The sequence below is a fragment of the Streptomyces sp. NPDC041784 genome, assembly GCF_055591025.1.
Map to the genome: position 1 here is coordinate 659,024 of NZ_JBVJAB010000001.1, position 23,424 is coordinate 682,447.

Sequence of the window (23,424 nt, forward strand, 5' to 3'; positions counted from 1 at the left end):
CACATCTGCCCAGGTCGCACAAGCTCGGGCCGCTCCACGCCCGACCCCTCTCGTACCTGTTTCGTCATGCCGTCTATCGCAGGAGCCGTGAAGAAGCAATGTCCGATTCCTCATCATCGGTCATCCGCACCGTCATCGAACAGTCCTCTCGCGTCCTGCAGACGTACGAGGTCGACCCCGGCCTCATTCCCGAGCATGCCAACGGTGAGCGGCGCATCACTCAGGGCGGATACGGCGACCGCCAGCTCTTCGAACTCGTGCAGAACGCGGCCGACGAGATCGCGAACGAGCCCGGAGGGAGCGTTCACGTCGTTCTCACCGAGACGCACCTCTACTGCGCCAACGAGGGGTCCCCCGTCACTCCCATGGGTGCGGAAACCATTCTCCGAATGAGCATGTCGCGCAAGCGAGGCGGTCAGATCGGCCGATTCGGCGTGGGAGTGAAATCTGTTCTGGTCGTCACCGACACTCCGCAGTTCTTCAGCAGAACCGGTGACTTCGGATTCGACCGCGAATGGGCGCTGGAGAAGATCCGGTCGGTCCCCGGCGTCCTGGAACACCTGGGCGATCCGTTCGAGGCACCGGTGCTGCGGATGGCCCGTCCTCTCGACGCGTCCGCCGAGCGCGCCCAGGACCCCGTCCTCGACGAGTTGCTCGACTGGGCCACCACCGTCGTCCGCCTGCCACTGCTCCCCGGCGCCGCCGGCAAGTTGGCGCTGGACATGCACGGCGGGCGGACGACTGCCGGATCCACCCGCGAAGAGTTCCCGCTCGGCTTCCAGCTCCTCTCCCCGCACGTGGCGAAGGTCGTCCTCGAGGACCGTCGGCCCCGTCCGGCCGTCGGTCGTGTGCTGACCGCCGAGCAGTCCGGGAACCTGCACATCGTGGTGGAGGAGCGGACGGGAAGGCCGACCGTCAGTGCCCGCTGGCGGGTGTTCTCCACCACGCACGAGCCTGGTCCCGCGGCCCGGGCCGACGCAGGCGAACTGCACGACCGACTCGCGCTGGGCCTCGCATGGGCGGTGCCCGCGCTGGAGAAGGACGAGAAGACCGGGCTCCACGTCAGTCCCCAGTCGCGGGGGCGTGGGCGCTTCTGGTCCTTCTTCCCCACCAAGTACGAGATGTCCCTGAGCGGCATCCTCAACGGTGCCTGGAAGACCAACGAGGACCGTCAGAACCTGCTCGACTCCTCCGCGTTCAACGAGGAGATGGTGAAGGTCTCGGCCTCGCTGGTGGTCGACTCCCTGCCAGGCCTGGCCCCCGCCGAGGACCCCGCCGCGTACCTCCCGCTGCTGCCCGGCCGTGTGAAGGAGGCGATCAGCTGGGCGGACGAGTTCCTGACCCGGGAGATCTGGGAGCGGACCGCCGTCCGTCCGTCTCTCCCCGACCAGGAGGGCGTGCTGCGCGTCCCGACCGAGCTGCGCGTCCCGCCGCGTCTCGACAAGGACCGGCACGCCGGCTGGTTGCGGATGTGGCACGAGACACCCGGCCGCCCGTCGGACTGGCTGCACCCGAACGCCGAGGTGGACACGCTGCGTTCGGGAAAGGTCGAGCACATCCTCGGTGCGGCCGGGCACAAGCGGTCCGACGTGCGCACCTGGCTGGAGGCCCTCGTCGAGTGCGGCACCGCCGAGGCGTCCGCGACCGCGATCCGCATCCTCGCCGACATGGTCGAGGCCCGGTCGCCATACACCGAAGAGGCCCGCAAGGCGAAGATCGTGCTCACGGAGGAGCACGGCCTCGTCCCCCCCGTCCCCGGTCAGGTCTTCCGCCGGGCCGACGAGGACGGGCTGCGGGAGTCCCTGGTGTACGTGGTCGGCGAGATCGCCCGGGACCCGGGACTCGCCTCGGCCCTCAACCTGCTCGGCATCCGCGAGGCGGACGTCGAGGGCCGGTTCATCAGCGTTCTCGACCAGGGGTTCGACGGCTACGGGAACGCCGAATGGGCACGTTTCTGGGACCTGTTCCGTCAGGCCGGCGGGCGCCGGCTGACCCACACCGTGCTCCAGCACGTGGCGGACGTCGGCGCGACCCTGCGCGTGCGGACCGCGGACGGGAAGTTCCGCCCGGTGCGCGACTGCATGCTGCCGGGCGCGGTGGTCGACGCGGGACGCGACCCGGCCATCGCCGTCGACATGGGTTTCCACTCCGACGACCTCGCCTTCTTCCGGGAGATCGGTCTGCGGGAGCGGCCGTCGACCTCGGTTCGCCCGGAGGGCGAGAGCTGGTTCGAGGAGTACCGGGAAGCGGTCCACGCGGCCTATCTGCGGAGCCTGGACCAGAGGGCTCCCCGTCCTGCCCTCAACCGCATGAAGGTGGAGGGTTCCGCGATCGGTGGCCCGCTGCGCCTCTTCCGGTCGCTCTCCGAGGAGTCCCGAGCGGCCTTCCTGAAAGCGCTGCCGGACGACGCCGTGGTGGACAACTGGACCCGCCAGATCGGCGCGCAGTCGAGCACCCGGCAGGCCGTGATGTCGCCGATCCGCTGGATGCTCAGGAAGTACGGAACGGTCTCCACCTCCCAGGGCCTCAAGCCGCTGGGCGAGGCGGTCGGCCCCCAGCTCGCCGCCTACCGCGACGTGCTGCCGGTCGCCGACATCTCCGCCGAGAAGGCGCGCAAGCTGCGCCTGCCCGTCACGGTCGACGAGGTCCCGGCAACGCACTGGGAGACTCTCCTCTCGGAGGTGACCCGGAGCGAGGACGACGCCTTCGTCGGCAACACCTACGTGATGCTCACCCGGTTCGGAGCGGACTTCCCCGAGGACGCGCTGACCCGCTGCCGGATCGGCGACACCTGGGGCACCCGACCCGACGACGAGATCACCGTCGCCGTCGGTGCGACCGAGTACCGGGCACTGCGCGCGGAACAGCTTCCCGCCCTGCTCGTGGCGACCGCCGAGGACGCCGACCTGATGGTCGAGAAGTGGAGCATGAAGCGCTACGCCGAGGCCATCACCCGGGAGACCCGCGAGGTCCCGGACGGCGACCCGGTCCCGCTCGTGGAGCTGTACCCCGCACTGCGCCAGCGGCTGAACAGCGGCAACCGGAATGCCGTGGTGCAGCGGTGCACGGAGCTGGAAGAGGTGACCAGGACCCCGAACGCCGCGAAGACCCGCCCCCTGGACGCGGTGCGTCAGGGCACCACGGTCAAGGTCCGCGTCCCCCTGGAGCCCGAGCCGATGCTCCGCCTGATCGACCGTGAGCTGGAACTCGGACTGGGCCCCACCGGCTGCAGGGCCGTCCTGGAACGTCAGGAGCAGATGGCTCGGGACAGCGCGACGAAGGCCGCCCTGAAGGCCGTGCGCGACGCCGAGGACGTGGTCACCAAGATCGAGCTGCTGATCGGTGCGGAGGCCCTGCGGTCCGGTCTCCCCGAGGGGCTGATGGAGGCCGAACTGGAGGCGACCGGCGGCGAGGAGCCGTCCGGGCACCGGATCGCGCAGATGGCCTTCAACGCACGCGGCGACAGGGTGCTCCACCACCACGCCCGGGACATCCAGGCCAGGTTCCCCCACGCCCCGGTCGGATACGGAGGAGCGTCGGCCGCCATCGCCTTCGTGTCGAGCCTCGGACTGCCGGTGACCTTCGCCGGCTCCCGGACGCCGTCGCCGCCCGTTTTCGAGACGATCGACGGTCCGCGGGACTTCCCCGGGCTCCACGGGTACCAGGAGGACCTGGTCCGCAACATCACCACGTTGCTCGACCGACTGGCCCCGCAGCGCGCGATGCTGTCCCTGCCCACCGGCGCCGGCAAGACGCGCGTCACCGCCGAGGCCGTGATCCGCTGGGTGAAGCGGGTCGGCGAGCTGCACGGACCTCTGCTGTGGATCGCGCAGACCGAGGAGCTGTGCGAACAGGCCGTGCAGAGCTGGAAGTTCGTGTGGAGCAAGGTGGGGGCGGAGCGGCCCCTCACCATCAGCCGGCTGTGGAGCGGCAACGAGGTCGGCGACGTCGAGGGACACCCGCATCTGGTTGTGGCCACGGACGCCAAGCTGGAGCGGTGCCTGGGTGCCGAGCAGTACGAGTGGCTGCTGGAGGCCTCTCTGGTGATCGTGGACGAGGCCCACACGGCGATCTCCCCGCGATACACCGACATCCTGGGAAAGTTGGGGCTCACCCAGTACGAGACCCGTCGTCATCTGCTCGGTCTGACCGCCACCCCGTACCGCAACACCAACGAGGAGGAGACCAAGCGGCTGGCCGGCCGCTTCGGCCGGCGGCGCCTCGACGAGGGTGTCTTCCCGTCCGGCGATCCGTACCGGGACCTCCAGGAATGGGGGATGCTCGCGCAGGTGGAGCACCGCACCCTCGAGGGCGGCAGCATCGAGCTGACCCGCGACGAGAAAGCACAGGCCGAGCGCATGGCCATGCTCTCCCGCTCCGCCGAGCAGCGCCTCGCGGAGGACCACGCGCGCAGCCGTCGGATCGTCGACGAGGTGGCCGGCCTCCCCGGGGACTGGCCGACCCTGCTCTTCGCCACCTCCGTGGACCACGCCAACTACCTGGCCGCCCTGCTGAACGACCGGGGAGTGTCCGCCGCCGCCGTGGACTCGACGACCAGCACGCAGGACCGACGCCGACGCATCGAGGACTTCCGCGCGGGACGCATCCGTGTCCTCACCAACTACGGGGTGCTGACCCAGGGGTTCGACGCTCCCGCCACCCGTGTCGTGGTGGTCGCCCGCCCGGTCTACAGCACCAACGTCTACCAGCAGATGATCGGCCGGGGCCTGCGCGGCAAGAAGAACGGCGGCAAGGACTCCTGCCTGATCCTCAACGTCAGCGACAACATCGCCAACTTCGACACCAAGCTCGCGTTCACCCAGTTCGAACATCTCTGGAGCCGCAAGTGACCGACGTCTACCTGGACAGCCCCCCGCTCACCGACGAGCAGCGGGCCGTGGTCGATCAGCCCTGGGACGCGCGTGTCCTGGTCACGGCGGGAGCCGGGGCGGGGAAGACGCACACCCTGGTCCGCCGGCTCGACGCGCTGTGCGGTCACGAGGACCCGGAGGAGGCGTTGGAGGCCGCCGAGATCCTGGTGCTCACCTTCTCCCGAGCCGCCGCCCGCGAGCTGCGTGAGCGGATCGCCCGGCACGGCGACCGCGCCCGGCGGGTGCGCGCCCAGACCTTCGACGCCTGGGCGTACGCCGTGCTCCACCGGGCGCATCCTGACGGCGACTGGACGGCGACCGGCTTCGACGAACGGATCGCCGCCGCGACCGACGCCGTCGAGAAGGGCGCGCTGGAGATCGGCGACGCCGTCCCACCCGCCCACGTCGTGATCGACGAGGTGCAGGACCTGCTGGGCACGCGCCGCGAGCTGGTGGAGACGCTGCTCGACCGGTACCAGGACAGTTGCGGCTTCACCGTCGTCGGGGACGCGGCCCAGTCCGTCTACGGCTTCCAGATCGCGGACCCGGGCGAACGCGCCGACGAGACCGGCAGGTTCTTCGACTGGCTGCGTTTCTCGTACCCCGACGAACTGGTGGAGCTGCACCTCACCGAGAACTTCCGGGCCACCACCACGGAGGCCCGGATCGCGCTGGCGCACGGCCCCCGCCTCCAACAGCTCACCGACCCGGACGAGGCGGGATCGCTCTACGACGAACTGCGCGACCTCCTTCTGGCCCCGGCGAACGGCATGGGCGACCTCACCGACGAGTTCACCCTGAACGGCCTGCGGGACCTCTCCGACACCTGCGCCGTCCTCACCCGCGACAACAGGGAGGCTCTCGTGGTCTCCGAACTGCTGCACGCGCACGGCGTCGAACACCGGCTGAGACGTCCGCTCGAAGACCGTCCGGTGCCGTACTGGGTGGCCGAGTTGCTGCGCCGCACGGAGGCCACCGGTCTCGCCGAGGACCGGTTCCGCTCCCTGCTCGGGGAGATCGCCCTGCCGTACGAGCCCGACCCGGCAGCTCTGTGGACCACCCTGCGGCGGGTGGCCCGTGGGTCCGGGCGGGGCGTGCTCGACCTGGACCGACTGCGCCGCGCGGTCGCCGAAGGCAGGTTCCCCGACGAGGCGGCCGACCCGGAGACCGCCCGGATCGTCGTCTCGACCGTCCACCGGGCCAAGGGCCTGGAGTTCGACCGGGTGATCGTTCTGACCCCGCCGACCGTCGCGGAACTCCACAAGCGCCACAAGGACGAGCTGGACCTCCCCGCCGAGGCGCGCGCCCTGTACGTGGCGATGACGCGTGCCCGCCAGGACCTGTACCACATGGCGCCGCCCGAACTGCCGCAGTTCAGGCGGGCGGGAAAGCGCGGCGACGGCCGTCGCTACATCGGAGGGTGGCGGTCCTACGACCGGTACGGCGTCGTCGTCGAGGCGGCTGACGTGTGCCAGGACGATCCTCCGGGCCACGACGGCGACGCCGCGGCCACTCAGGCGTACCTCCTGGAACGGGTGGGTCCCGGAGAGTCCGTGGTGCTGCGCAAGCGCCACGACCTGCCCATGGGTGAGACGCAGAGCCCGCCGTACGCCCTGCTGCACGACGGGCGGGAGATCGGGGAGGCGTCGCGACGGTTCCGCGAGGAGCTGTTCCAGGTGCAGAAGGTGAACAGGACGTGGGACCCCTGGTGGCCGGACGAGATCCACGGGCCGCGGGTCGACATCCTGCAGACGGTGACGGGCAGCACCGCCGCCGGGGCCAACGCCGGCCTCGGGGACCGGGGCGTGTGGATCACCCCGAGGATCACCGGCGTCGGATGGTTCCGACGAGCCGACAACGACGAGGAGCAGGGCGCATGACGCAGGTGGCGGGCCGACACTCCGAGCACTACCGGGTACGGGACGAGGAACTCCTGGTGGGACTCCGCCGCGAGCTCCTCGGCCCCACCGAGGACGCGGAGCCGGACGACCGGGACGAAGTGCTCACCCAGGACGCGCCGATCGATCGCTACCTGACCGGCGTGCTGTACCCGCGCCCGGCGGACGAGGGTGCCGAGGAACGGAAGAAGGAGGAGGCCGCCGAGCAGGACGGCCTGGACGACGCGCCGCTGCTCGCCCGCGAAGACGTCGAGGGGTCCGGCACCGTGCAGGACATCGGCAGGGCGGGTGACCGCCGACCCTCCTCGATGGGTCTGACCTTCGCGGTCGCCCCGACCATAAGCGACACGGTCGTGGTCTCGGCGCGTGCGGCCGTCTATCGGCCCACCGACGCGGACGGACATCCGGTCGAGCCTCGCCGCGCCGAGGCCCGCACCACCTCCGACCAGCAGGAACACTGGCGGCGTGTGGAACTGGACCTTCAGGACCACCCGATCGACGTCACCACGCCCGGCAGTACCAAGAGGGAGCTGCACACCGGGGTCGTCCTGCATGTGATCGTCCGGCGCCCCGACCCGGCCACCCGAACGGTCACGATCACGGTGACGCTGATCAACTCGGAGAGGGTCGGCAAGTGGGACCTCCAGGACGCCTTCTCCTTGTTCCAGTGCGGGCTCACGGTACGGGCTGCCGACGGCTCCACCGCGTTCGTCGAGCGTCCCGCCCCGGCCGCCGCCCACGACCCGGAGATCGCCACGAGTCGGCTGCTGCACCGTCACGCCCCGACCTTCGCCGTGGGACACGGCTGCTCGGCGGAGTGGGACTGGACGCCGTCGCCGATCGGCGTGACCGAGACCGAGACCGCCGCCGTCATCGAGGTGCGCAGCCAGTTCGTGCCGTCCGTGGAGGTGCTGCTCACCGACTCCAACCCGGAGATCGACAGCTCGGCGCTGTCCATGCTGGGCCTGGCGGAGAAGTCCGACACCGACGTCCTGGCCGCTCTGGAGGATCTCGCCACGGGCTACGAGCGGTGGATCGAGCGCAAGACGGCCGAGGCGGAAGCTCTGACCGGCGGACACCACGAGAGGTCCGCGCGGGACCAGGTGAAAGCCTGCCGCGAGGCGCTGGGACGCATCCGTGCGGGCATCGACCTGCTGCGGGCCAAGCCCGACCTGATGCGGGCGTTCCGCCTCGCCAACCACGCCATGGCCGAGCAGCGCGCCCGCAGCGCTTGGGTCAAGGGCGGACGCGTCGGCTCCCCGGACCCGACCTCCGGTCGCTGGCGCCCCTTCCAGATCGCGTTCGTGCTGCTCTGCCTGGCCGGCATCGACGACCCCGACCACGAGGACCGGAAGCTCTCCGACCTGCTGTGGTTCCCCACCGGCGGTGGCAAGACGGAGGCCTATCTCGGGCTGATCGCCCTCACGTCGTTCCTGCGGCGCATCCGCAAGGGCGCGGACGGCGGCGGTGTCACCGTTCTCATGCGCTACACGCTGCGGCTGCTCACGCTCCAGCAGTTCGAGCGCGCCGCGATCCTGCTCTGTGCCATGGAGCAGCTACGGCGCCGGACGCCCGAGCTGGGCGACGAGGAGTTCTCCGTCGGCATGTGGGTGGGACGTTCGGCCACCCCCAACACATTGGCCGAGGCGGGCGAGAAGCTGGACGAGCTGCGCAAGAACCTCGACAAGCGCCTCGCCACCGAGAACCCCGTCCAGCTGCACGCCTGCCCCTGGTGCGGAACCCGCCTCGACGCACGTGACTACGACGCCGACGAGGAGGCCAAGCGCATGTACGTCCGGTGCCCCGGCGCGGACTGCGACTTCGCCGAGGGTCTGCCCGTCCACCTGATCGACGAGGCGGTGTACGACGCTCGGCCGACGCTGGTGATCGCCACCGTCGACAAGTTCGCCTCGATGCCGTGGCGCCCGGCGACCGCATCCCTGTTCAACCTCGACGACCCGCATGACGGCACCCCGCCACCGGAGTTGATCGTCCAGGACGAACTCCACCTGATCTCGGGACCGTTGGGCACTCTGACCGGCCTTTACGAGACCGCCGTGGACGCGCTCGCCGACCGACCCAAGGTGATCGCCTCCACAGCGACCATCCGCCGCGCCGCCGAGCAGGGCCGCCATCTCTTCGCCCGCCGGGTGCGCCAGTTCCCGCCCGCCGGCCTGGACGCCCGCGACTCCTGGTTCGCCGTGGAGACGCCCCGCGCGGAGAAGGCGAGCCGCCGCTATGTCGGCCTGCTGGCCCCCGGGACCAGCCAGTCCACGCTGCTGATCCGCACGTACGCCACGCTGCTGCACCGGGCCAAGAACGCGGACACCGTGGACGAGGTGCGCGACGCCTACTGGAGCCTGGTCGGCTACTTCAACAGCCTTCGGCTGCTCTCGGCGGCCGAACTCCAGGTGCACGACGACGTGGTGGCCTACCTGGAACTGCTCGCCGATCGTGAGCAGACGACGGTCCGCTCGGTCGCCAACTACTCGGAGCTGACGAGCCGGGTCGACGCCAGCGAGATCCCGACCCGCCTCAAGGGCATCGAGAAGAAGCACCCCGACGAGGACGCCGTGGACGTGCTGCTGGCCACCAACATGATCGCGGTGGGCGTGGACGTGGACCGGCTGGGTCTCATGGCCGTGATGGGTCAGCCGCAGACCACGGCCGAGTACATCCAGGCCACCAGTCGCGTGGGTCGCGCCCACCCGGGCCTGGTGGCGGTCATGCTCAACTCCGCTCGCTCCCGCGACCGTTCGCACTACGAGAGCTTCCAGCACTTCCATTCGGCCCTCTACCGTGAAGTCGAGTCCACCTCCGTCACGCCGTTCTCCGCCCGCGCCCGCGATCGCGGCCTCCACGCGGTGATCGTGGCCCTGGCCCGCATCATGATCCCCGCTGCTCGCCCCAACGACGGCGCCGGCAAAGTCGCGTCGTACGAGGACGTTCTCCGGGACGAGGTCAAGGAGATCCTGCTGCGTCGCGTCCGCGTGGTCACCCCGGAGGAGACCGGCGCCGTGTCCCGCGCCTTCGACGAGTTCGTCGACTGGTGGTATCAGGAGGCCGAACTCCACAGCGGCCTGCTCTTCGAACCCCGACGGGGCAATCGTGCCCCCTCGCTCCTCAAGTCGTTCGACGACGAGTCCGAGGACACCGAGGCGTACTCCACGTTGTGGAGCCTGCGCGACGTCGACGCCGAGTCCGCCCTGTTCATGGAGGGAACCCGATGACCCCGCCCCCCGCCCGCCGGCGCCGCACGACCAAGGGCGGCACGCCCGCCCACAACCTGCCCCGCCGGGGTGCGGTCCGCCGCGCCCAGGCCATCACCACGTACGGCGTCGGGTCACTCATCGCCGTCGACCACGAGTCCTTCGTCGTGTCCGGCCTCGACCACGCCGAGGACAGCTGGAGAGCGGACGAGGCCCCGCGGATCCATGAACGGCGTCTGGCCCGCCTGCTCGGCGTCCGCTACTTCCGGCTGCCTCCCGCATCCGACGACGACAGCAAGGACGGTCTGCGGGTCCGGCGGTTCCCCTTGATGCACTCCTGCCCGGAGTGCACCGAACTCCAGCGGCACCGCGACTTCAACCCGCCGGAAGGACGAAGCGTCTGCGGCACGTGCGAGGTCGACCTCGTCCCCTCCCGTTTCGTCGTCGCCTGCGAGGCGGGGCATCTCGGCGAGTTCCCGTACTGGCAGTGGGTGCACCGCTCCTCCGAGCGCGGGACCACCGCCGTCGGGCAGTGCGGCGGAAAGCTCAGGATGCGTTCGTCGGGGCGCACCTCCTCGCTGCGTTCGATCGTCGTCTCCTGCACCTGTGGAAAGGCCCCCGAGGTCTCGATGGAGGGCTCGTTCCGCAGGAACGCGCTGAAGGATCTCGGGCTCACGTGTCGAGGCACCCGGCCGTGGCTGGGCACGTCCGCCCCCACCGAGGACTGCGGACTCCTCCTGCGCACACTGCAGCGTGGTTCGTCCGCCGTATGGCAGCCGGTGCTCAAGTCGGCGCTCTCCATCCCGCCGTGGAGCAACGGTCGCGCGGATCCGCTCGCGGAGCACTGGGACGCGCTCCGCGAGTACGAGAGGCGCGAGCACGTCGAGATCTACCTCAAGGGTGTCTTCAAGGGGAAGTGCCCTGTCCCGCTGGACGAGGTGATGGCGCTGCTCGACGCCGAGCGCGAGGAGGACCCCGACGGCGAGACGGGATCCACCTTCGACCACCGCTATCGCGCCCTGCGCAACAAGGAGTACGAGCGTCTGCGCTCGGGCAACGACGAGAGCGAGCACACCCGCGACGAGCAGTTCATCTGCGAGACCCCGTCGGGCGACACGGGGGTGCTCGACCCGCTCGGCATCACCGGCCCGATGCTGGTCAAGAAGCTGCGGGAGGTGCGTGCCCTGAAGGCTTTCACCCGGCTCGCCGACCCCGACTCCTCCACCGAGTCGCGGGAGATGCCGCTCTCCGAAGGTGACCCCGAGCGTCCTCTGCTGTGGCTCCCGGCCATGGAGGTCCACGGCGAAGGGGTGTTCCTCCGCCTGGACGAGGACCGGCTCGACACCTGGGAGAAGTCCGTGGCTGTGGCGGCCCGGGCCGAGCGCATGTGCGCCGCCCACCAGCGCGTGCTGCAGGAGAGGGCGGGCGAGGGACGCCAGGCCGTCCCCTCCCCCGCCACCCCCCGCATGGTGCTGCTGCACACACTGGCGCACGTCCTCATCGACGAATGGAGCCTGGACGCCGGGTACCCTGCCGCGGCCCTGCGTGAGCGTCTTTACGCCGCCGACGACATGGCCGGGGTGCTGATCTACACGGCGACGAGTGATTCGGCGGGCAGCCTCGGCGGTCTCGTCGCCCAGGGTGAACCGGAACTCCTGGACCTCACGGTCCGTTCGGCCGTGCGCCGTGCCGAGTGGTGCTCCTCCGATCCGCTCTGCATGGAGACCGGTGTGTCCGGCGCCGGCGGGACGAACCTCGCCGCCTGCCACGCCTGCGTGATGCTCCCCGAGACGAGTTGCGAGCACAACAACATCCTGTTGGACCGCGCGCTGCTCGTCGGCACCCCGGAAGATCCTCACCTGGGCTTCTTCGCGGACATATTGGCCGACTGACATCCGGCCGGCAGCAGTGGCTTGTCGCACTGATGCAGGCCACCTGGTACCCCCTCCCACGGCAGGGTGCCGGGTGGCCTGCACGATGCACTCCTGCTCACCACGCACGAGGACGCCTCAGCGGGCTTCCTCCCTCAGGGGCTCGTCCTGTGAGGCAAGCCGTCGGCCGTGGCTGTCCAGTTCGGCGTCGTAGCGGGTCCGAGCACGATCCAGGGCCTCGCCCACGTCGCAGCCATGCGCACGAAGCCAGTGAAGGAAGTCCGTGATGACCGTGATCACCGACTCCTCGGCCACGGTCCTCCCCAGTTGTCCCGGGCCGGGCCGGAGGGACGGTTTCGCACCCGCGTAGAACTCCAACAACGCCTCGGCCCGCCGCACGCCGGGGCCCTCCACATGGCCGTTCGGCGACGTGAGACTCGTTGCCAGCTCACACCAGGTGACCTTCCGGTCGAGGCGGAGTTGGACGCCCCACCGGACAGCGACCGCATCGACGAGGGCCATGCCCCGCCCGGCCTCGGAGTCGGCGTTCGCGTCGAGGAGAGTGGGCAGTGCGCGCGTGTCGGGGTCGTGGACTTCGATGCGCAGAGACAGTCCGTTCATCGAGACCGCGAGTGTGGCCGGGGTCCCGGGGCCTACGTGCCTGATGACGTTGGACGCCAACTCGCTGACGCAGAGTTGGGCTTCGTCGGCGACTTCGTGCAGGCCCCAGATGCCCAGGTGCAGCCGCATGGCTCGACGCAGGGCAGCAACCTCCGTCGGCTCGGCCGTGAACGGAAGGTCCCACGCCCTGCGCGCCATGCACGCCTCTCGACCCACGGAATCCCCTCTCGTCGCCGTCGACACCCCCGTGAGCCACTGTGCGTCACGAGATATCACGATGAGTTGCGTTCCGTCAGAGTGCAGCCGACAAATCCCTTCGTGCAATGTGCACAGCGAGATTCCCACGTCCGAGTGATTGGCAAGCACACCCCTTGGCGCGAGACTGAACGTCCGCTATTCGAAACGGGGTTGATATGGCCGGATCACCGACGGCACGCCGGCGCCGGCTCTCGATCGAGCTGAAGAAGCTCCGCGAGCAGAGCAGGTTCACGTGTGCCCAGGTCGGCGAGGCACTCGACTGGAGCGGCTCGAAGGTCAATCGCATGGAGACGGGCAGCGGCCGGGTGCAGCCCTCGGACATCGACGCCCTGTGCCGGTTCTACGACACCAGCGACGAACTGCGCGAGTTCCTCAAGTCGCTGGCCCGGCAGGCCAAGGTGCGGGGATGGTGGCAGGTCCACGGTGCCGGAGTTCCGGAGTGGTTCAACATCTACATCGGCCTGGAACAGGACGTGTCCACCTTCCGCCAGTACCAGTGCGAACTGGTGCCCGGCCTCATGCAGACCCCCGAGTACGCCTCCGAGCTCCACACGACCGGTGCGCACTTGTCCGCCGCGGACATCGAAAGGGCCGTACGCGTGCGCATGGAGCGGCAGGCGATGCTGAGCCGCCCCGACGCCCCCGAAGCCTGGTTCATCGTGAACGAAGGCGCTCTGCGCAACGTCATCGGGAACCGCGCGCTGATGCGCGAGCAGCTCGAACGCATCCTGGACACCGCCCGGTTGCCGACCGTGACCCTGCAGGTCCTCCCCTTCGACTCGGGCACCTATCCCGCCACGGGCTCATTCACCATGTTGGGCTTTCCCGCCCCGGAGGATCCCGATCTCGTCTATCGGGACGGCATCACCGATGCCGTCTACCTGGAAGGCGAGCATCATGTACGGGAGTACACCCGGGCGTTCGACGGTCTGCGGGCCGCGGCCCTGAGTCCTCGACGTTCGGCCCAGTTGATCGAAACGGCCCTGAAGGAATACGCAACGTGAGCATTGCAGCGCCCAGCGAGGACGGCCGTCCGGTGTGGTTCACGTCGTCGTACAGCAATGGTGCGGGAGGGGAATGCGTCCAGTGCGCGCTGACCGATGACGGCGCCCTGGTGCGAGACTCGAAGACGTCGGGAGGACCTGTGGTGGCGTTCGGAAACGAGACCTGGCTCTCTTTCATACGCTGCGTGAAGCATTCCGCCTCCGCAGAGTGACGAAGCGGATCAGACTCACTCCGTCGTCACCACTCCATCCGGGTGCCCGAGTCACCGCGGCAGGTTCGGTGTTCACACGTCGTCGATGGCCAGAATCTCAGTCCCTGCTCTGGAGAACGTCCTCGCCGAGTCGGTATGACCTCGAAGCGCCCTTCCCCCGACTACTTGCGCGCAATCCCGGGCGGGCGCACCAGATGCGCAATCCGTTGCAATCCTCGGCCGCACCCGGGTCCGGACACGCATCCTGGATCTCCGACGACCGCAGACGGAGGGTGAGCATGACGCTCAGGTTCATCGGCACGACCAGCGACGACGGAGACTGCCCCACCCTGTACGAGATCGAGGGCACGGACGAGATTCTCGTCCAGGGGGAGCGGGAGACCGACCCGGGGCATCTCGTCCAGCTGCGGGATGTCAAGGAGTCCGAGACCTTCGTCCGCGTGCCACGCAGTCTGCTGACCCGCTTCGCGCCGAGGAGCGACGCACCACAGCTCCAGTCGTTCGCCGCCGTCTCCGGCCTCTTCCACGACTTCAAGCACACCGCCTGGCGCCTGGAGACGCGCCGGGGATACGCCTCCGACCGCAACAGCCCCAAGTGGGCCCGGTTCCTCGCGGGCGAGGACATCGCTCGCGACCCGGACAACTCCTGGCGGGAGAACGTCCGGGCGCAGACGGCGCAGGGGAAGCGGTTCGAGCGTGTGCGGCTGGTGGACGAGCCGATCACGCAGGGGCAGGAGTTCCTCCTGGCGAGTGCGTCCAGCAACGTCGCGGCAGGCGAGGACATCCGTAATCTGACCCGCGCCCAGGCCCGGGAACTGCGGCTGCCGGACTACGACTTCTGGCTCTTCGACTCGAAGATCCTCGCCCGCTTCGCTTTCGACGACGAGGACACGACCCTCGGTGTGTACGTGACCGAGGACCCGGCCGAAGTCCTCGCCGCCTGCCAGGCCCGGGACGCCGCCTGGCACGATGCGGTCCGTACCGAAGACTTCGCCAGGCGGGTACGTTCCACCGTGTGAGTACGGACTACCAGACCGCCAGAGAAGCCCTCGGCGCGCGGTTGCGCGAGCTGCGCACCGAGGCCGGTCTGGAGGGCAGGGGTCTTGCCGCGAAGCTCGGCTGCCAGCCGTCGAAAGTCTCCCGGCTGCAGAACGGCAAGCAGACTCCGACCGCGGGCGACCTGACCGCGTGGGCGCGGGCCTGCGGGCGGCCGGATGTCGAGGCCGAGCTTCAAGGGCTGCGGGCCGGGCTGGAGATGAAGCAACGGCACCGCTCCTGGCGGCGGCAGTTGGCCGGGGGACACCGAGGCCGCCAGGAAATCGCCGTACGCCAGACCGAGGCGACGAAGGCGATCCGCGGGCTCGAAGTGTCGCGCGTTCCGGGGCTGTTCCAGACGCCGGAGTACGCCCGCGTCATCTTCGACGCCAACGCGGAGTTCCGGGGTATCACGCCGACCACCGAGGACGCCGTCGAGGCCCGGATGCGTCGCCAAGAGGCGTTGTACGACCCCGAGAAGACGTTCCGGTTCCTGGTGTGCGAGGCCGCTCTGTACCACCGGTCGTGTCCCGCGGACGTGATGGCCGAGCAACTGGACCGGCTGTACAACCTGGTGGGCCGACACCGGATCGAGCTGGGCATCCTGCCGTTCGGCGCACAGTTGCGTCGTACGGCCCCGCACGCCTTCTGGATCTACGACCGCCGACTGGTCATCGTCGAGACGATCAGCGAAGAGCTGTGGCTCACCGGAGACGAGGACATCCGGCTGTACGAGCGGGCGTGGGACTGGCTCGCCGAGTCCGCCGAGTACGGGGCGCCCGCGCGTCGCCTGATCGGGCGGGCGAGGGCGTCCTTGGACCTCTCGTAGGCAATCCGCCGCAAGCAGCACGGCCGCCTGCGCAATCACGCGCAATCGCCGCGCAGGTGCGTAATCGCGCCGCCTAACTTCCTGGTCATGGCCACGAGGCCGCCCCATCCACCCGGCAGGCACGTGACGTGCTCCTCTCCGGAACACGCACCCGCCACACGTCCGGCACTCCGGGTGAGGGGCTGCCCGAACCTCCTCCAACCTCGAAGGAGCCCACCCCATGACCGCCACCACCGTCGCCACCGCGACCCGCACCGGTCGTTCCCTCGTCACCGCCCCCGAGTTCGAAACGCTGGCCGCGTTCTGCGCCGACGAGTACGGCCTGGAGCGGGGCGTCGCCGACCGGGTCATCGACCAGGCGCTCGCGCTCGTCTTCGTCATGGGCCAAAGCGGTGAGGGCGCGAGCATGGCGCCGTCGCAGCAGGTCGACCCTGGCTGGCACACGCTCATCCTGCACACCGGGTGGTACGCCGGCTGGTGCGAGCGGAGCTTCGGGTACTTCCTGCACCACCAGCCCAACTCCAGGGTCCGCACGCGCGGGCTGATGGTCGACGTCATGGGCCGGATCCGGGCCGCGGGCTTCGACGTCGACGAACGGCTGTGGGGTACGGCTGCCGAGTGCAACCCGCCCGCCTGCTGTGGCGACGGCGACGGCTGCTGACACCCCCTCCCCCACGTCTGCGGGCCGGCGTCCCCACGGCCGGCCCGCCCCTCCCCGCGCCAGAAACGGACTCACCCGCGTGTTCCTGACCGAGCTGACCGCGACCAGTCGTGTGACCGTCTTCCCCCTCGAAGGCCTCACCGTCGCCTACACCACCCAGTCCAGCGACGCACGCGGCCTCGGTGACATCGGACTCGTCACCGTCGTGGACGAACAGAGCGACGGCGACGAACTGTGGCACCTCGCCCGCGACCTCGGCGGACGCGCCCATGACGGAGACCAGGCCCGCTGGATCCTCACCCAGGCAAGCCGAGCCCGCCTGGTCAAGTCGTACACCGACCTGCCGGACACCAGGTGGACGGCGCACATCCGTCGGCGCTTCGAACTCGACGCCCTGTTCGCGAACCACGAAGTCCTCATGACCGGTCGGATCGTCCGGCCGAGCCTCTGACAACCGCTCCCTCATGCGTAGCGTCCTTGCCGCAAGGACGTCCGGCCGGCTGAGGGAAGATGGATCCTGGCATCGGGATCTGTAGGACACTGCCCGTAGGACAGAGGATCAAGGAGCAGATCGTGAGCGCACAGCACGAGGAAACGCCCGTTCCTGCGCCGTTGTCATTGAGGACCATCGGCGACATTCGAGCGGCTCTGCGGTCCGGGCACGGCTTTCCCGGTGACCGGGAGTCCTTCGAAGCGGATCTTCAGCATGCGCTGGAAACGTCGACGGAGACAGACCTGAACGCGGTCGCTGCGGTGATCGTCGATTACCGAGGCAGGATCCGTCTCTACCAGGACCCTGAATTCGACATCGCGGTGCAAGAGGGCGTCGACCTCACGGCCCGGCTGAAGCGGGAGGCCCGGGACCGGTGACCGGCGTCATCGCGGCCGTGACAGTCAGGGCAGCCGATCGAGCGAAGGCCCTCGGCGTCGAGCGCGCCCTGGAAGTCTTGCGGCAGGAGCTGGAGCAGGTGCCGCGGCTCGGGGTGCTGCTCGGGCCGACCCGGCCAGACGGTACAGAGGTCCGCAAAACGCGAATCGAGCCCCGAGGCGATCTGCCGGGGTTGGCGGTGGCGTACGTGTACACCCCGTCGCCTCCGCCGCCGACGGTCGCAATCGTCTCGGTGACCCCGGACGACGGCGCCCTCGCCGAGTAGGCCGTCCTCCCAGCGGCAGGTGGCGAGCTCCCGCTCGGCTCACCTGGGCGAACCGGTCGGCGCCCTGGCCGCTGAGGTCGACGAGCGGGTGATCGACGAGTACCGGACCCTCCTGGCAGACCGGTCCCGCGGTCAGCCCGTCTGAAGCTCCGTGACGATCCGCTGCGCCGTACGGAGGGCGGGCTCCAGCCGAGGGTCCTCCGGGTGCGCGCCCGGTCCGAGGATCTTCGAGCAGGTGAACAGGGTCATCAGCTTGCCGTCCCGGCTCTCGACATCGCGACGCCGTTCACGACGGACCCGATCGGCCAGCGCCGGCACAGCGAGCGAACTTCCCCACAGCGTGGCGGAATCCAGCCCTCGTGGCGCGTTCCCCCAGTCCTCCCAGTGGAAGAGACAGAACGTCGGCGCGGTCATGTTGGCCCAGGTCAGATCCGCGTGAGCCGGAACCCATCGTTCCACGGTCGTGTCGAAGTCGCCCGGGAAGGCGGTGCGGAGGGACTCGGTGACGAGCGCCTGGGTGACGGTGACGGTGTCCGGGGTGGCGATGCGCCTCGTGCGCTGCACCGCGAGCGCGTCCAGCGAGGTGTTGAGCGCCTGCCACCACGCGTCCACCAGCTTCGGGTCTTCGCTCAGTACGGCGGTGCCGATCGGGGTTCCGGGCAGGATCTCGGTCTCGTCGGCACGCCGCATCGCGGGCTCGTCGGCGTCCCGCCAGACCACACACCCCTGCCATAGGGGCTGTGCGACGCCGTCCAGTCGCGCGGCGGACTCAGTGCCGTTCCATCCCTGGTCCCCGATCTTGTCTAGCGGGCGGCGTTCAACACGTATCCCAGGTGCCGCAGTCTGTTCGGGCTCCCACGGAGCGACGCTTGCGTACGACCGTTTCCGGGTCCAAACGCACCTGAAAGGCGCGCTCGACGCGATCAAGAGCCTCGTCGACCGGCTGGGTGCGCAGATCAGCAGAACGACCAGGGGACACCGAAAGCGTCATGAAAGCGACCGTAGCAGCGGTTCGAACCGCTGAAAGAGCACCCGGCGACATGCCCCCACGGCCTCGACGCGTGATCTCGTGCCGCCGCGCCGCCTCCCTCAACCGTGCTCCCTCCTGGGCGTTTCGCCGTGATGGGCCGAGCCCCTCGCCCCGCATTCCCCTGCCACGCGCGAATGGTTTGAAACGGAGCTTCTGTGAACCTTGAGCTGCGGCACCACAGCAGCGTCGAGCCGGTGCGGCGGACGATCGTGGACATCCATGTCGAGGTCCGTCAGCGCGACTTCGGCCTCACCGGGCCCTTCTACTCCGCCGAACGCTTCGCCGAGCGACTGGCCGGCCACAGTTCGCTCCCCGGTTGGGGGACGGTCGTCGCGTACGACGGACATGAGCCCGCCGGTTTCGCGTACGCCACCCCGCTGAGTGCCGGCACGCGCTGGTGGTCGGCCATGACCACGCCGCTGCCCGACGGGTACACCACGGAGACGGGGAGGCGCACACTCGCGCTGAACGAGATCGTGGTTCGGCAGCCGTGGCGCGGCACGGGACTGGCCCGTCGTATCCACGAAGCGCTCCTGGCGGACAGGGCAGAGGAGCGAGTCACCCTTCTGGTCAACCCGAGGGCCTGTGACGGCAAGGTCCAGGCGGTCTACGAACGTTGGGGATACGAGAAGATCGGCGAGCAGCAGCCCTTCTCGGACTCCCCGGTCTTCACCGCGATGATGCGCGCCCCCCTGCACCGGGGATGACAGCTTCGACGGGAGATGAGCGGTCCGCGCGTCCGTGGCGCAGGCGGCCAAGAATGGATCACTGGAGCAGGTGGCTCCACCCACCCCTGGGACGTACCCGACAGCGAAGGCCGGACCGCGCGGGCCGCGGCCTTCGCTGCGCTACGGGACAGTCAGGTCAGGGCAGGCAGACCACGTAGATCGTGCCGCTCCCCGCCCGGCCGTTCGACTTCTGGCGGATGTTGCCCTTCCAGCCGACGGGCTTGCCGGAGGAGTTGCGCGTCGGTTCGGTGCGGGCGACGTACATGCTCTCGACGATGTCGGCTCCGACGCCGCCGCCGGTGGCGGTCCAGCCGGACGGGCAGGAGATGGTGGTTTCTCCGGAGGTGAAGTACTTGGACTTGACGACGGGGCTGGCTACCGCAGCGTCGGCCGAGGAGGAGGGGAACGAGTTGAACGCGACCAGGGCGAGGAGGATCACGGTGACCGCGGCCAGGGCGTAGGCGGGCCGTCGGGCAGCAGCGCTCATGCCACTCATGTGGTTCCTTCCGGTGTGATGGAGGGTGCCACCGGAATGTCGGCCGCCATCCCGGGTCACGTCACCAGGACAGCACCGGCCCGTGCGCGACACACGGGTGTCTCCGTAGGTGATCACAACTTGTCGGAAGGAGATCGTCGCTGCACGCCACACGCCGGTGGTCGGCCTACGCCTGATCCAGGATCTTCGTGAGGTGGGCGAGGACGTGCGGCCAGCCCTCCCCCATCCCTTCGAACGCCGCCTTGCCCAGCGGTGAATCGAGGTCGAAGCCCTCGTGGGTGAGGAAGAGACGGGTGCCGTTGCCCTCGGGTTCCAGGCGCCAGGTGATCGTCGTATCGAGGCTGCCGTCCGCGAAGCTGTAGCGGAGGAGGCGTTCCGGGTCGACTGTCCGCTGTGAGCCACGCCACCGGAACCCCTCCGGTGGCGCGGAGAGGTACATGCGTGAGTTCCAACCATGACGACGGTGACGGCAGCGGCCGTGACAAGGACGACGGTGACGACGACGGGCGGCTGCGGGCGCGGGTGCGGGGTGGGGAGCGGGAGGCGTTCGGGGAGTTGTACGAGCTTCACTCCCAGGCTGTGTACAACCATGCCCTGCGGCTGACCGGGAACTGGTCGGCGGCCGAGGAAGTCATGTCGGAGACGTTCCTGGCCGCGTGGCGGGGGCGGCAGGACGTGGAGGTGGACGGCGGGTCGTTGCGGCCCTGGCTGTTCGGGATCGCCACCAACAAGGCCCGTAATGCCGAGCGGGGGGTTCGGCGGCGGCTTGCCTTTCTCGCCCGGCGGTCCGAGGTGGACGTCGTGGGCGACTTCGCCGAGGAACTCGCCGGGCGGGTCGACGACGCCCGGCGGCTCGCCGAGGTACGGCGGGTGCTCGGGCGGCTGCGGCGGCACGAGCGCGAGGTCATCGCCCTGTGTGTCTGGGGCGGGCTGGACTACGCGCAGGCCGCCGAGGCGCTCGGGGTGCCGGTGGGGACCGTACGGTCGCGGCTGTCGCGGGCTCGGAAGCGGCTGCGGGAGTTCGTCGAGCGGGAGGAGCGTTCAGCGCATATCTCGCCTAAAGGATTTATGGAACCTCGTTCCCGTCGCGGAGAGGTAGAGAGTGAGGCCGCGTTCGTGGCCCTGCCCCTTCAGGAGGAGACCCGATGACTGCCACTCCGGCCGGATCCGAGCAGGAGGAGCGGGGGGAGCGGGAGGAGCTGGTTCGGCTGCTGCCCGTCGTTCCCCGCGAGCAGCAGCTGTCTCCTGGGCGTCACTCCCATCACAAGGATGTACTGATGCAGCTCATCGATCGCGATCGCCGTGACGAGAGGGAGAGCAGCGGCTCCCCGGCCAGGTCGCCCCGCAGGTTCGCACGGCCCGCTCTCGTCGCCGGTGCCGTCGCCGTCGCGCTGGCCGCCGGGCTCACCGTCGGGATCGGGGCGGGAGAGCACGGCGGCGGTGGCGGTACGGCTGCCCGGCCCGGGGCGAGCAGTACGGGAGGAGGGAGTCGTAGTGCCGTCGTGACCCTCGACCGGATCGCCGCCGTCGCCCTGCGCACGGACGTCGAGCCGGTGGACGACAGTGAGTTCGTCTACGTGCGGAGCAAGGTCTCCGGCAATGAGGGGGTCTTCGACGGGCCCGTCGAGCTGGGCAGGCCGCATGAGCGGCAGGTGTGGTACTCGCAGCAGGAGAAGGCCGTCATCGACGTCGGGCTGATCCGTGAGGACGGGCAGGACTGGCCGATCGAGATCGGGGTGCCGGACGGTACGGATCCGAAGAACTCCGCGGTACCGGCCGGCATCGACCGGCCCACCTACGCCTGGCTCGCCTCGCTGCCCACCGATCCCGACGCCCTGCTGAAGCTGCTCTACGCCGAGACCCGGGTCGAGAAGGGGCGCGACAAGGACCAGGAGGTCTTCGACCGGATCGGCGATCTCATCCGGGAGCAGATCATGCCGTCCGCCACGGCCGCCGCGTTCTACAAGGCCACCGCCCGCATCCCCGGCGTGACCGAGGCGGACGACGCGGTGGACGCCGTCGGCCGGCACGGCATCGCCATCGCCCGGGAGGACACCCTGTACGGGACCCGTACCGAGTGGATCTTCGACCGGGCCACCCTCGGCTACCTCGGCGAACGCACCGTCTTCAGCCGGGACACCAAGCGGGGCAAGGCCGGGACGGTCGTCGACAACAGCGCCGTGCTGGAACGGGCCGTCGTGGACAAGCGCGGGCAGGAGCCCGACGAGCGCCGCCGGGCCGGGCGGAGTTAGCTAGCCCACGCGTCTCGCCGCGGCGGCCCGCACCTTCCGCGTCCTCCCGTGCTCGGCCAGGAAGGCGAGTACGGGTGCGGGGGTGCCGTCGGTCTCGGTGAGCCGGCGCTGGAGCCAGTCCGAGGCGGCGGTCAGGGTCGTCGGCTCCCAGGGGCGGTCGGGGCGGGTGAGGAGGGTGTGCAGGACGGTCCACTCCTCCAGGCGCGTCGTCACGAACGCGTCCGTCCGGACCGCCTCCGTCATCCCTGCCCCCCACTCCTCCCAGGTCGCGTCGGGGCCGCCGGACACCAGGGCCGTCGCCCTGCGGTCCAGGTGGCGGACCACCGCCGAGCGGGCCATCTGGCGGTCCGGGTCGCCGGTGAGGATCCGGTGGACGAGGGCCGCCTCCTTCCCCGGCTCCACCTCGTCGAGGGCGCGCAGGTGCGCCGCGAACCGGGTGTGCTCGGCAGGCTCGGGCGCGGTCTCCGCCAGGAACGCGGTCTCCGCCAGGAACGCTGTCACCGCCTCGTACAGGGCGTCCGGCCGGTCCAGGTGGACGTCGTGGCCCGCGTCCGGGACGACCGTCAGCCGCGTCCCCGACGGCCGGCGGGAGCGCATCTCCGTGTGCTCCGCCGCCGGCATGCTGCCCTTCTCGCCCCGTACGGCCAGGGTGGGGCAGGCGATCCGGGACCAGGGCTCCCAGTAGTCCTGGGTGGCCGGTTCGGCCACCGCCGCGACCATGGTGGCGCGGTCGACGCGCGCGTGACCGCCGTCCGCCCGCCAGTCCAGGCCGCGGGCCCAGGCCTCGTGGCCCAGGAAGGCCACCGCCTCCTCCCGGGTCGGGAACGGGACCGGCCAGCTGTCCAGCCAGCCCCCGATCGTCTCGGGGAGCCCCTCGTCGCCGCCCGCCGGGCCCGCCTCCACCAGGATCAGGGAGGTCACGAGGGAGGGGTGGGCGGCCGCCGTGAGCAGGGCGGTCAGGCCGCCCAGGGACTGGCCGAGCAGGACGGCCGGGGCGAGGCCGAGGGCCCGGACCAGCTCCACGGCGTCCCGTACGGCCGCCGCCCGGCTCATGTCCGCGGGGGTGCGGGTGCTGGCGCCGTGGCCCCGGGCGTCGTAGCGGACCACGCGGTGGCCGTCGGCGAGGAGGCGGGCGGCCAGGTCGTCCCACTCACCGAGGTGACCCGCGAGGCCGTGCAGCAGGACGACGGGGGGTACGGTCGAGGGCCCGGGCTCCTCGGGGGACTCGTCGCGGTAGGCGAGGGTCGTGCCGTCGGCGGTGGTGAGGGTCGGCAACTCGGGCGGTATCCGTCCTG

Annotated in this window: 20 protein-coding genes and 1 pseudogene; 16 read left to right on the top strand and 5 right to left on the bottom strand. The window is 70.1% G+C overall.

Annotated features, from left to right (window positions below; all coding sequences use genetic code 11):
• The first annotated feature begins 98 nt into the window (after positions 1-98).
• The 4 genes from ACZ6D7_RS02895 to drmB are packed head-to-tail and all read left to right on the top strand — an operon-like array spanning position 99 to position 11,870.
• Entirely contained in the window at positions 99-4,850 is a 4,752-nt protein-coding gene (locus ACZ6D7_RS02895) for a DEAD/DEAH box helicase (RefSeq protein ID WP_469482698.1), read from the top strand.
• On the top strand, positions 4,847-6,751 hold the full coding sequence (locus ACZ6D7_RS02900; protein ID WP_469482701.1) for a UvrD-helicase domain-containing protein: 1,905 nt from the start codon (positions 4,847-4,849) through the stop codon (positions 6,749-6,751). Before ACZ6D7_RS02895 ends, ACZ6D7_RS02900 begins: the two co-directional genes overlap by 4 nt.
• Positions 6,748-9,999: a helicase-related protein gene (locus ACZ6D7_RS02905; protein WP_469482703.1), complete on the top strand. Its 3,252-nt coding sequence runs from the start codon at positions 6,748-6,750 to the stop codon at positions 9,997-9,999. The genes ACZ6D7_RS02900 and ACZ6D7_RS02905 overlap by 4 nt, the downstream gene beginning before the upstream one ends.
• Positions 9,996-11,870, top strand: a complete 1,875-nt coding sequence (drmB, locus tag ACZ6D7_RS02910; RefSeq protein ID WP_469482705.1) for a DrmB family protein — start codon at positions 9,996-9,998, stop codon at positions 11,868-11,870. The genes ACZ6D7_RS02905 and drmB overlap by 4 nt, the downstream gene beginning before the upstream one ends.
• Before the next feature lie 117 nt (positions 11,871-11,987).
• Here the strand turns inward: drmB and ACZ6D7_RS02915 are convergent, their stop codons facing one another.
• Entirely contained in the window at positions 11,988-12,668 is a 681-nt protein-coding gene (locus tag ACZ6D7_RS02915; RefSeq protein ID WP_469482707.1) for an ATP-binding protein, read from the bottom strand.
• A 215-nt stretch (positions 12,669-12,883) separates the two neighbouring features.
• On the opposite strand from ACZ6D7_RS02915, the gene ACZ6D7_RS02920 reads away from it, so the two are divergent.
• From ACZ6D7_RS02920 to ACZ6D7_RS02960, 9 genes are all read left to right on the top strand, one after another.
• Positions 12,884-13,732, top strand: a complete 849-nt coding sequence (locus ACZ6D7_RS02920) for a helix-turn-helix domain-containing protein (RefSeq protein ID WP_469482709.1) — start codon at positions 12,884-12,886, stop codon at positions 13,730-13,732.
• 32 nt (positions 13,733-13,764) lie between these two features.
• Positions 13,765-13,944, top strand: a complete 180-nt coding sequence (locus ACZ6D7_RS02925) for a DUF397 domain-containing protein (RefSeq protein ID WP_469483008.1) — start codon at positions 13,765-13,767, stop codon at positions 13,942-13,944.
• A gap of 278 nt (positions 13,945-14,222) precedes the next feature.
• Positions 14,223-14,963, top strand: a complete 741-nt coding sequence (locus ACZ6D7_RS02930) for a DUF6879 family protein (protein WP_469482711.1) — start codon at positions 14,223-14,225, stop codon at positions 14,961-14,963.
• Complete coding sequence (locus tag ACZ6D7_RS02935; RefSeq protein WP_469482713.1) at positions 14,960-15,808, top strand: helix-turn-helix domain-containing protein; 849 nt, start codon at positions 14,960-14,962, stop codon at positions 15,806-15,808. Before ACZ6D7_RS02930 ends, ACZ6D7_RS02935 begins: the two co-directional genes overlap by 4 nt.
• Positions 15,809-16,028: 220 nt before the next feature.
• On the top strand, positions 16,029-16,469 hold the full coding sequence (locus ACZ6D7_RS02940) for a glycine-rich domain-containing protein (protein WP_469482714.1): 441 nt from the start codon (positions 16,029-16,031) through the stop codon (positions 16,467-16,469).
• A 79-nt stretch (positions 16,470-16,548) separates the two neighbouring features.
• Positions 16,549-16,920, top strand: a complete 372-nt coding sequence (locus ACZ6D7_RS02945) for a hypothetical protein (RefSeq protein WP_469482715.1) — start codon at positions 16,549-16,551, stop codon at positions 16,918-16,920.
• A 122-nt stretch (positions 16,921-17,042) separates the two neighbouring features.
• Entirely contained in the window at positions 17,043-17,339 is a 297-nt protein-coding gene (locus ACZ6D7_RS02950) for a DUF6247 family protein (protein ID WP_469482716.1), read from the top strand.
• Positions 17,336-17,623 (top strand): hypothetical protein, encoded by a 288-nt coding sequence (locus ACZ6D7_RS02955; RefSeq protein WP_469482717.1) that lies wholly within the window; start codon positions 17,336-17,338, stop codon positions 17,621-17,623. The genes ACZ6D7_RS02950 and ACZ6D7_RS02955 overlap by 4 nt, the downstream gene beginning before the upstream one ends.
• Before the next feature lie 19 nt (positions 17,624-17,642).
• Complete coding sequence (locus ACZ6D7_RS02960; RefSeq protein ID WP_469482719.1) at positions 17,643-17,768, top strand: hypothetical protein; 126 nt, start codon at positions 17,643-17,645, stop codon at positions 17,766-17,768.
• Here the strand turns inward: ACZ6D7_RS02960 and ACZ6D7_RS02965 are convergent.
• Positions 17,756-18,614 (bottom strand): annotated as a pseudogene (locus ACZ6D7_RS02965) (hypothetical protein). The gene ACZ6D7_RS02960 and the pseudogene ACZ6D7_RS02965 sit on opposite strands and share 13 nt — an antisense overlap.
• 194 nt (positions 18,615-18,808) lie before the next feature.
• On the opposite strand from ACZ6D7_RS02965, the gene ACZ6D7_RS02970 reads away from it, so the two are divergent.
• The gene (locus tag ACZ6D7_RS02970) at positions 18,809-19,360 is read left to right on the top strand and encodes a GNAT family N-acetyltransferase (protein ID WP_469482721.1); all 552 of its coding nucleotides are present in this window, start codon (positions 18,809-18,811) and stop codon (positions 19,358-19,360) included.
• Positions 19,361-19,517: 157 nt separating this feature from the next.
• Here the strand turns inward: ACZ6D7_RS02970 and ACZ6D7_RS02975 are convergent, their stop codons facing one another.
• Positions 19,518-19,868, bottom strand: a complete 351-nt coding sequence (locus tag ACZ6D7_RS02975; protein WP_469482723.1) for a hypothetical protein — start codon at positions 19,866-19,868, stop codon at positions 19,518-19,520.
• A gap of 175 nt (positions 19,869-20,043) precedes the next feature.
• Positions 20,044-20,316 (bottom strand): SRPBCC family protein, encoded by a 273-nt coding sequence (locus tag ACZ6D7_RS02980; RefSeq protein ID WP_469482725.1) that lies wholly within the window; start codon positions 20,314-20,316, stop codon positions 20,044-20,046.
• Between the two features lie 71 nt (positions 20,317-20,387).
• Here ACZ6D7_RS02980 and ACZ6D7_RS02985 point away from each other — a divergent pair, with 71 nt between their 5' ends.
• Entirely contained in the window at positions 20,388-21,026 is a 639-nt protein-coding gene (locus ACZ6D7_RS02985) for an RNA polymerase sigma factor (protein WP_469483010.1), read from the top strand.
• Complete coding sequence (locus ACZ6D7_RS02990; protein WP_469482727.1) at positions 21,023-22,129, top strand: CU044_5270 family protein; 1,107 nt, start codon at positions 21,023-21,025, stop codon at positions 22,127-22,129. The genes ACZ6D7_RS02985 and ACZ6D7_RS02990 overlap by 4 nt, the downstream gene beginning before the upstream one ends.
• On the opposite strand, the gene ACZ6D7_RS02995 is transcribed toward ACZ6D7_RS02990, so the two are convergent.
• Entirely contained in the window at positions 22,130-23,404 is a 1,275-nt protein-coding gene (locus ACZ6D7_RS02995; RefSeq protein ID WP_469482729.1) for an alpha/beta fold hydrolase, read from the bottom strand. It lies immediately after the preceding gene.
• Between the last annotated feature and the right edge of the window lie 20 nt (positions 23,405-23,424).

What these genes read in the sequence shown, in the direction of transcription:
- ACZ6D7_RS02895 (WP_469482698.1), top strand. Translation starts at nt 99, where the DNA reads ATGTCCGATTCCTCATCATCGGTCATCCGCACCGTCATCGAACAGTCC.
- ACZ6D7_RS02905 (WP_469482703.1), top strand. Translation starts at nt 6,748, where the DNA reads ATGACGCAGGTGGCGGGCCGACACTCCGAGCACTACCGGGTACGGGAC.
- drmB (WP_469482705.1), top strand. Translation starts at nt 9,996, where the DNA reads ATGACCCCGCCCCCCGCCCGCCGGCGCCGCACGACCAAGGGCGGCACG.
- ACZ6D7_RS02915 (WP_469482707.1), bottom strand. Translation starts at nt 12,668, where the DNA reads ATGGCGCGCAGGGCGTGGGACCTTCCGTTCACGGCCGAGCCGACGGAG.
- ACZ6D7_RS02920 (WP_469482709.1), top strand. Translation starts at nt 12,884, where the DNA reads ATGGCCGGATCACCGACGGCACGCCGGCGCCGGCTCTCGATCGAGCTG.
- ACZ6D7_RS02930 (WP_469482711.1), top strand. Translation starts at nt 14,223, where the DNA reads ATGACGCTCAGGTTCATCGGCACGACCAGCGACGACGGAGACTGCCCC.
- ACZ6D7_RS02940 (WP_469482714.1), top strand. Translation starts at nt 16,029, where the DNA reads ATGACCGCCACCACCGTCGCCACCGCGACCCGCACCGGTCGTTCCCTC.
- ACZ6D7_RS02975 (WP_469482723.1), bottom strand. Translation starts at nt 19,868, where the DNA reads ATGAGCGCTGCTGCCCGACGGCCCGCCTACGCCCTGGCCGCGGTCACC.
- ACZ6D7_RS02980 (WP_469482725.1), bottom strand. Translation starts at nt 20,316, where the DNA reads ATGTACCTCTCCGCGCCACCGGAGGGGTTCCGGTGGCGTGGCTCACAG.
- ACZ6D7_RS02990 (WP_469482727.1), top strand. Translation starts at nt 21,023, where the DNA reads ATGACTGCCACTCCGGCCGGATCCGAGCAGGAGGAGCGGGGGGAGCGG.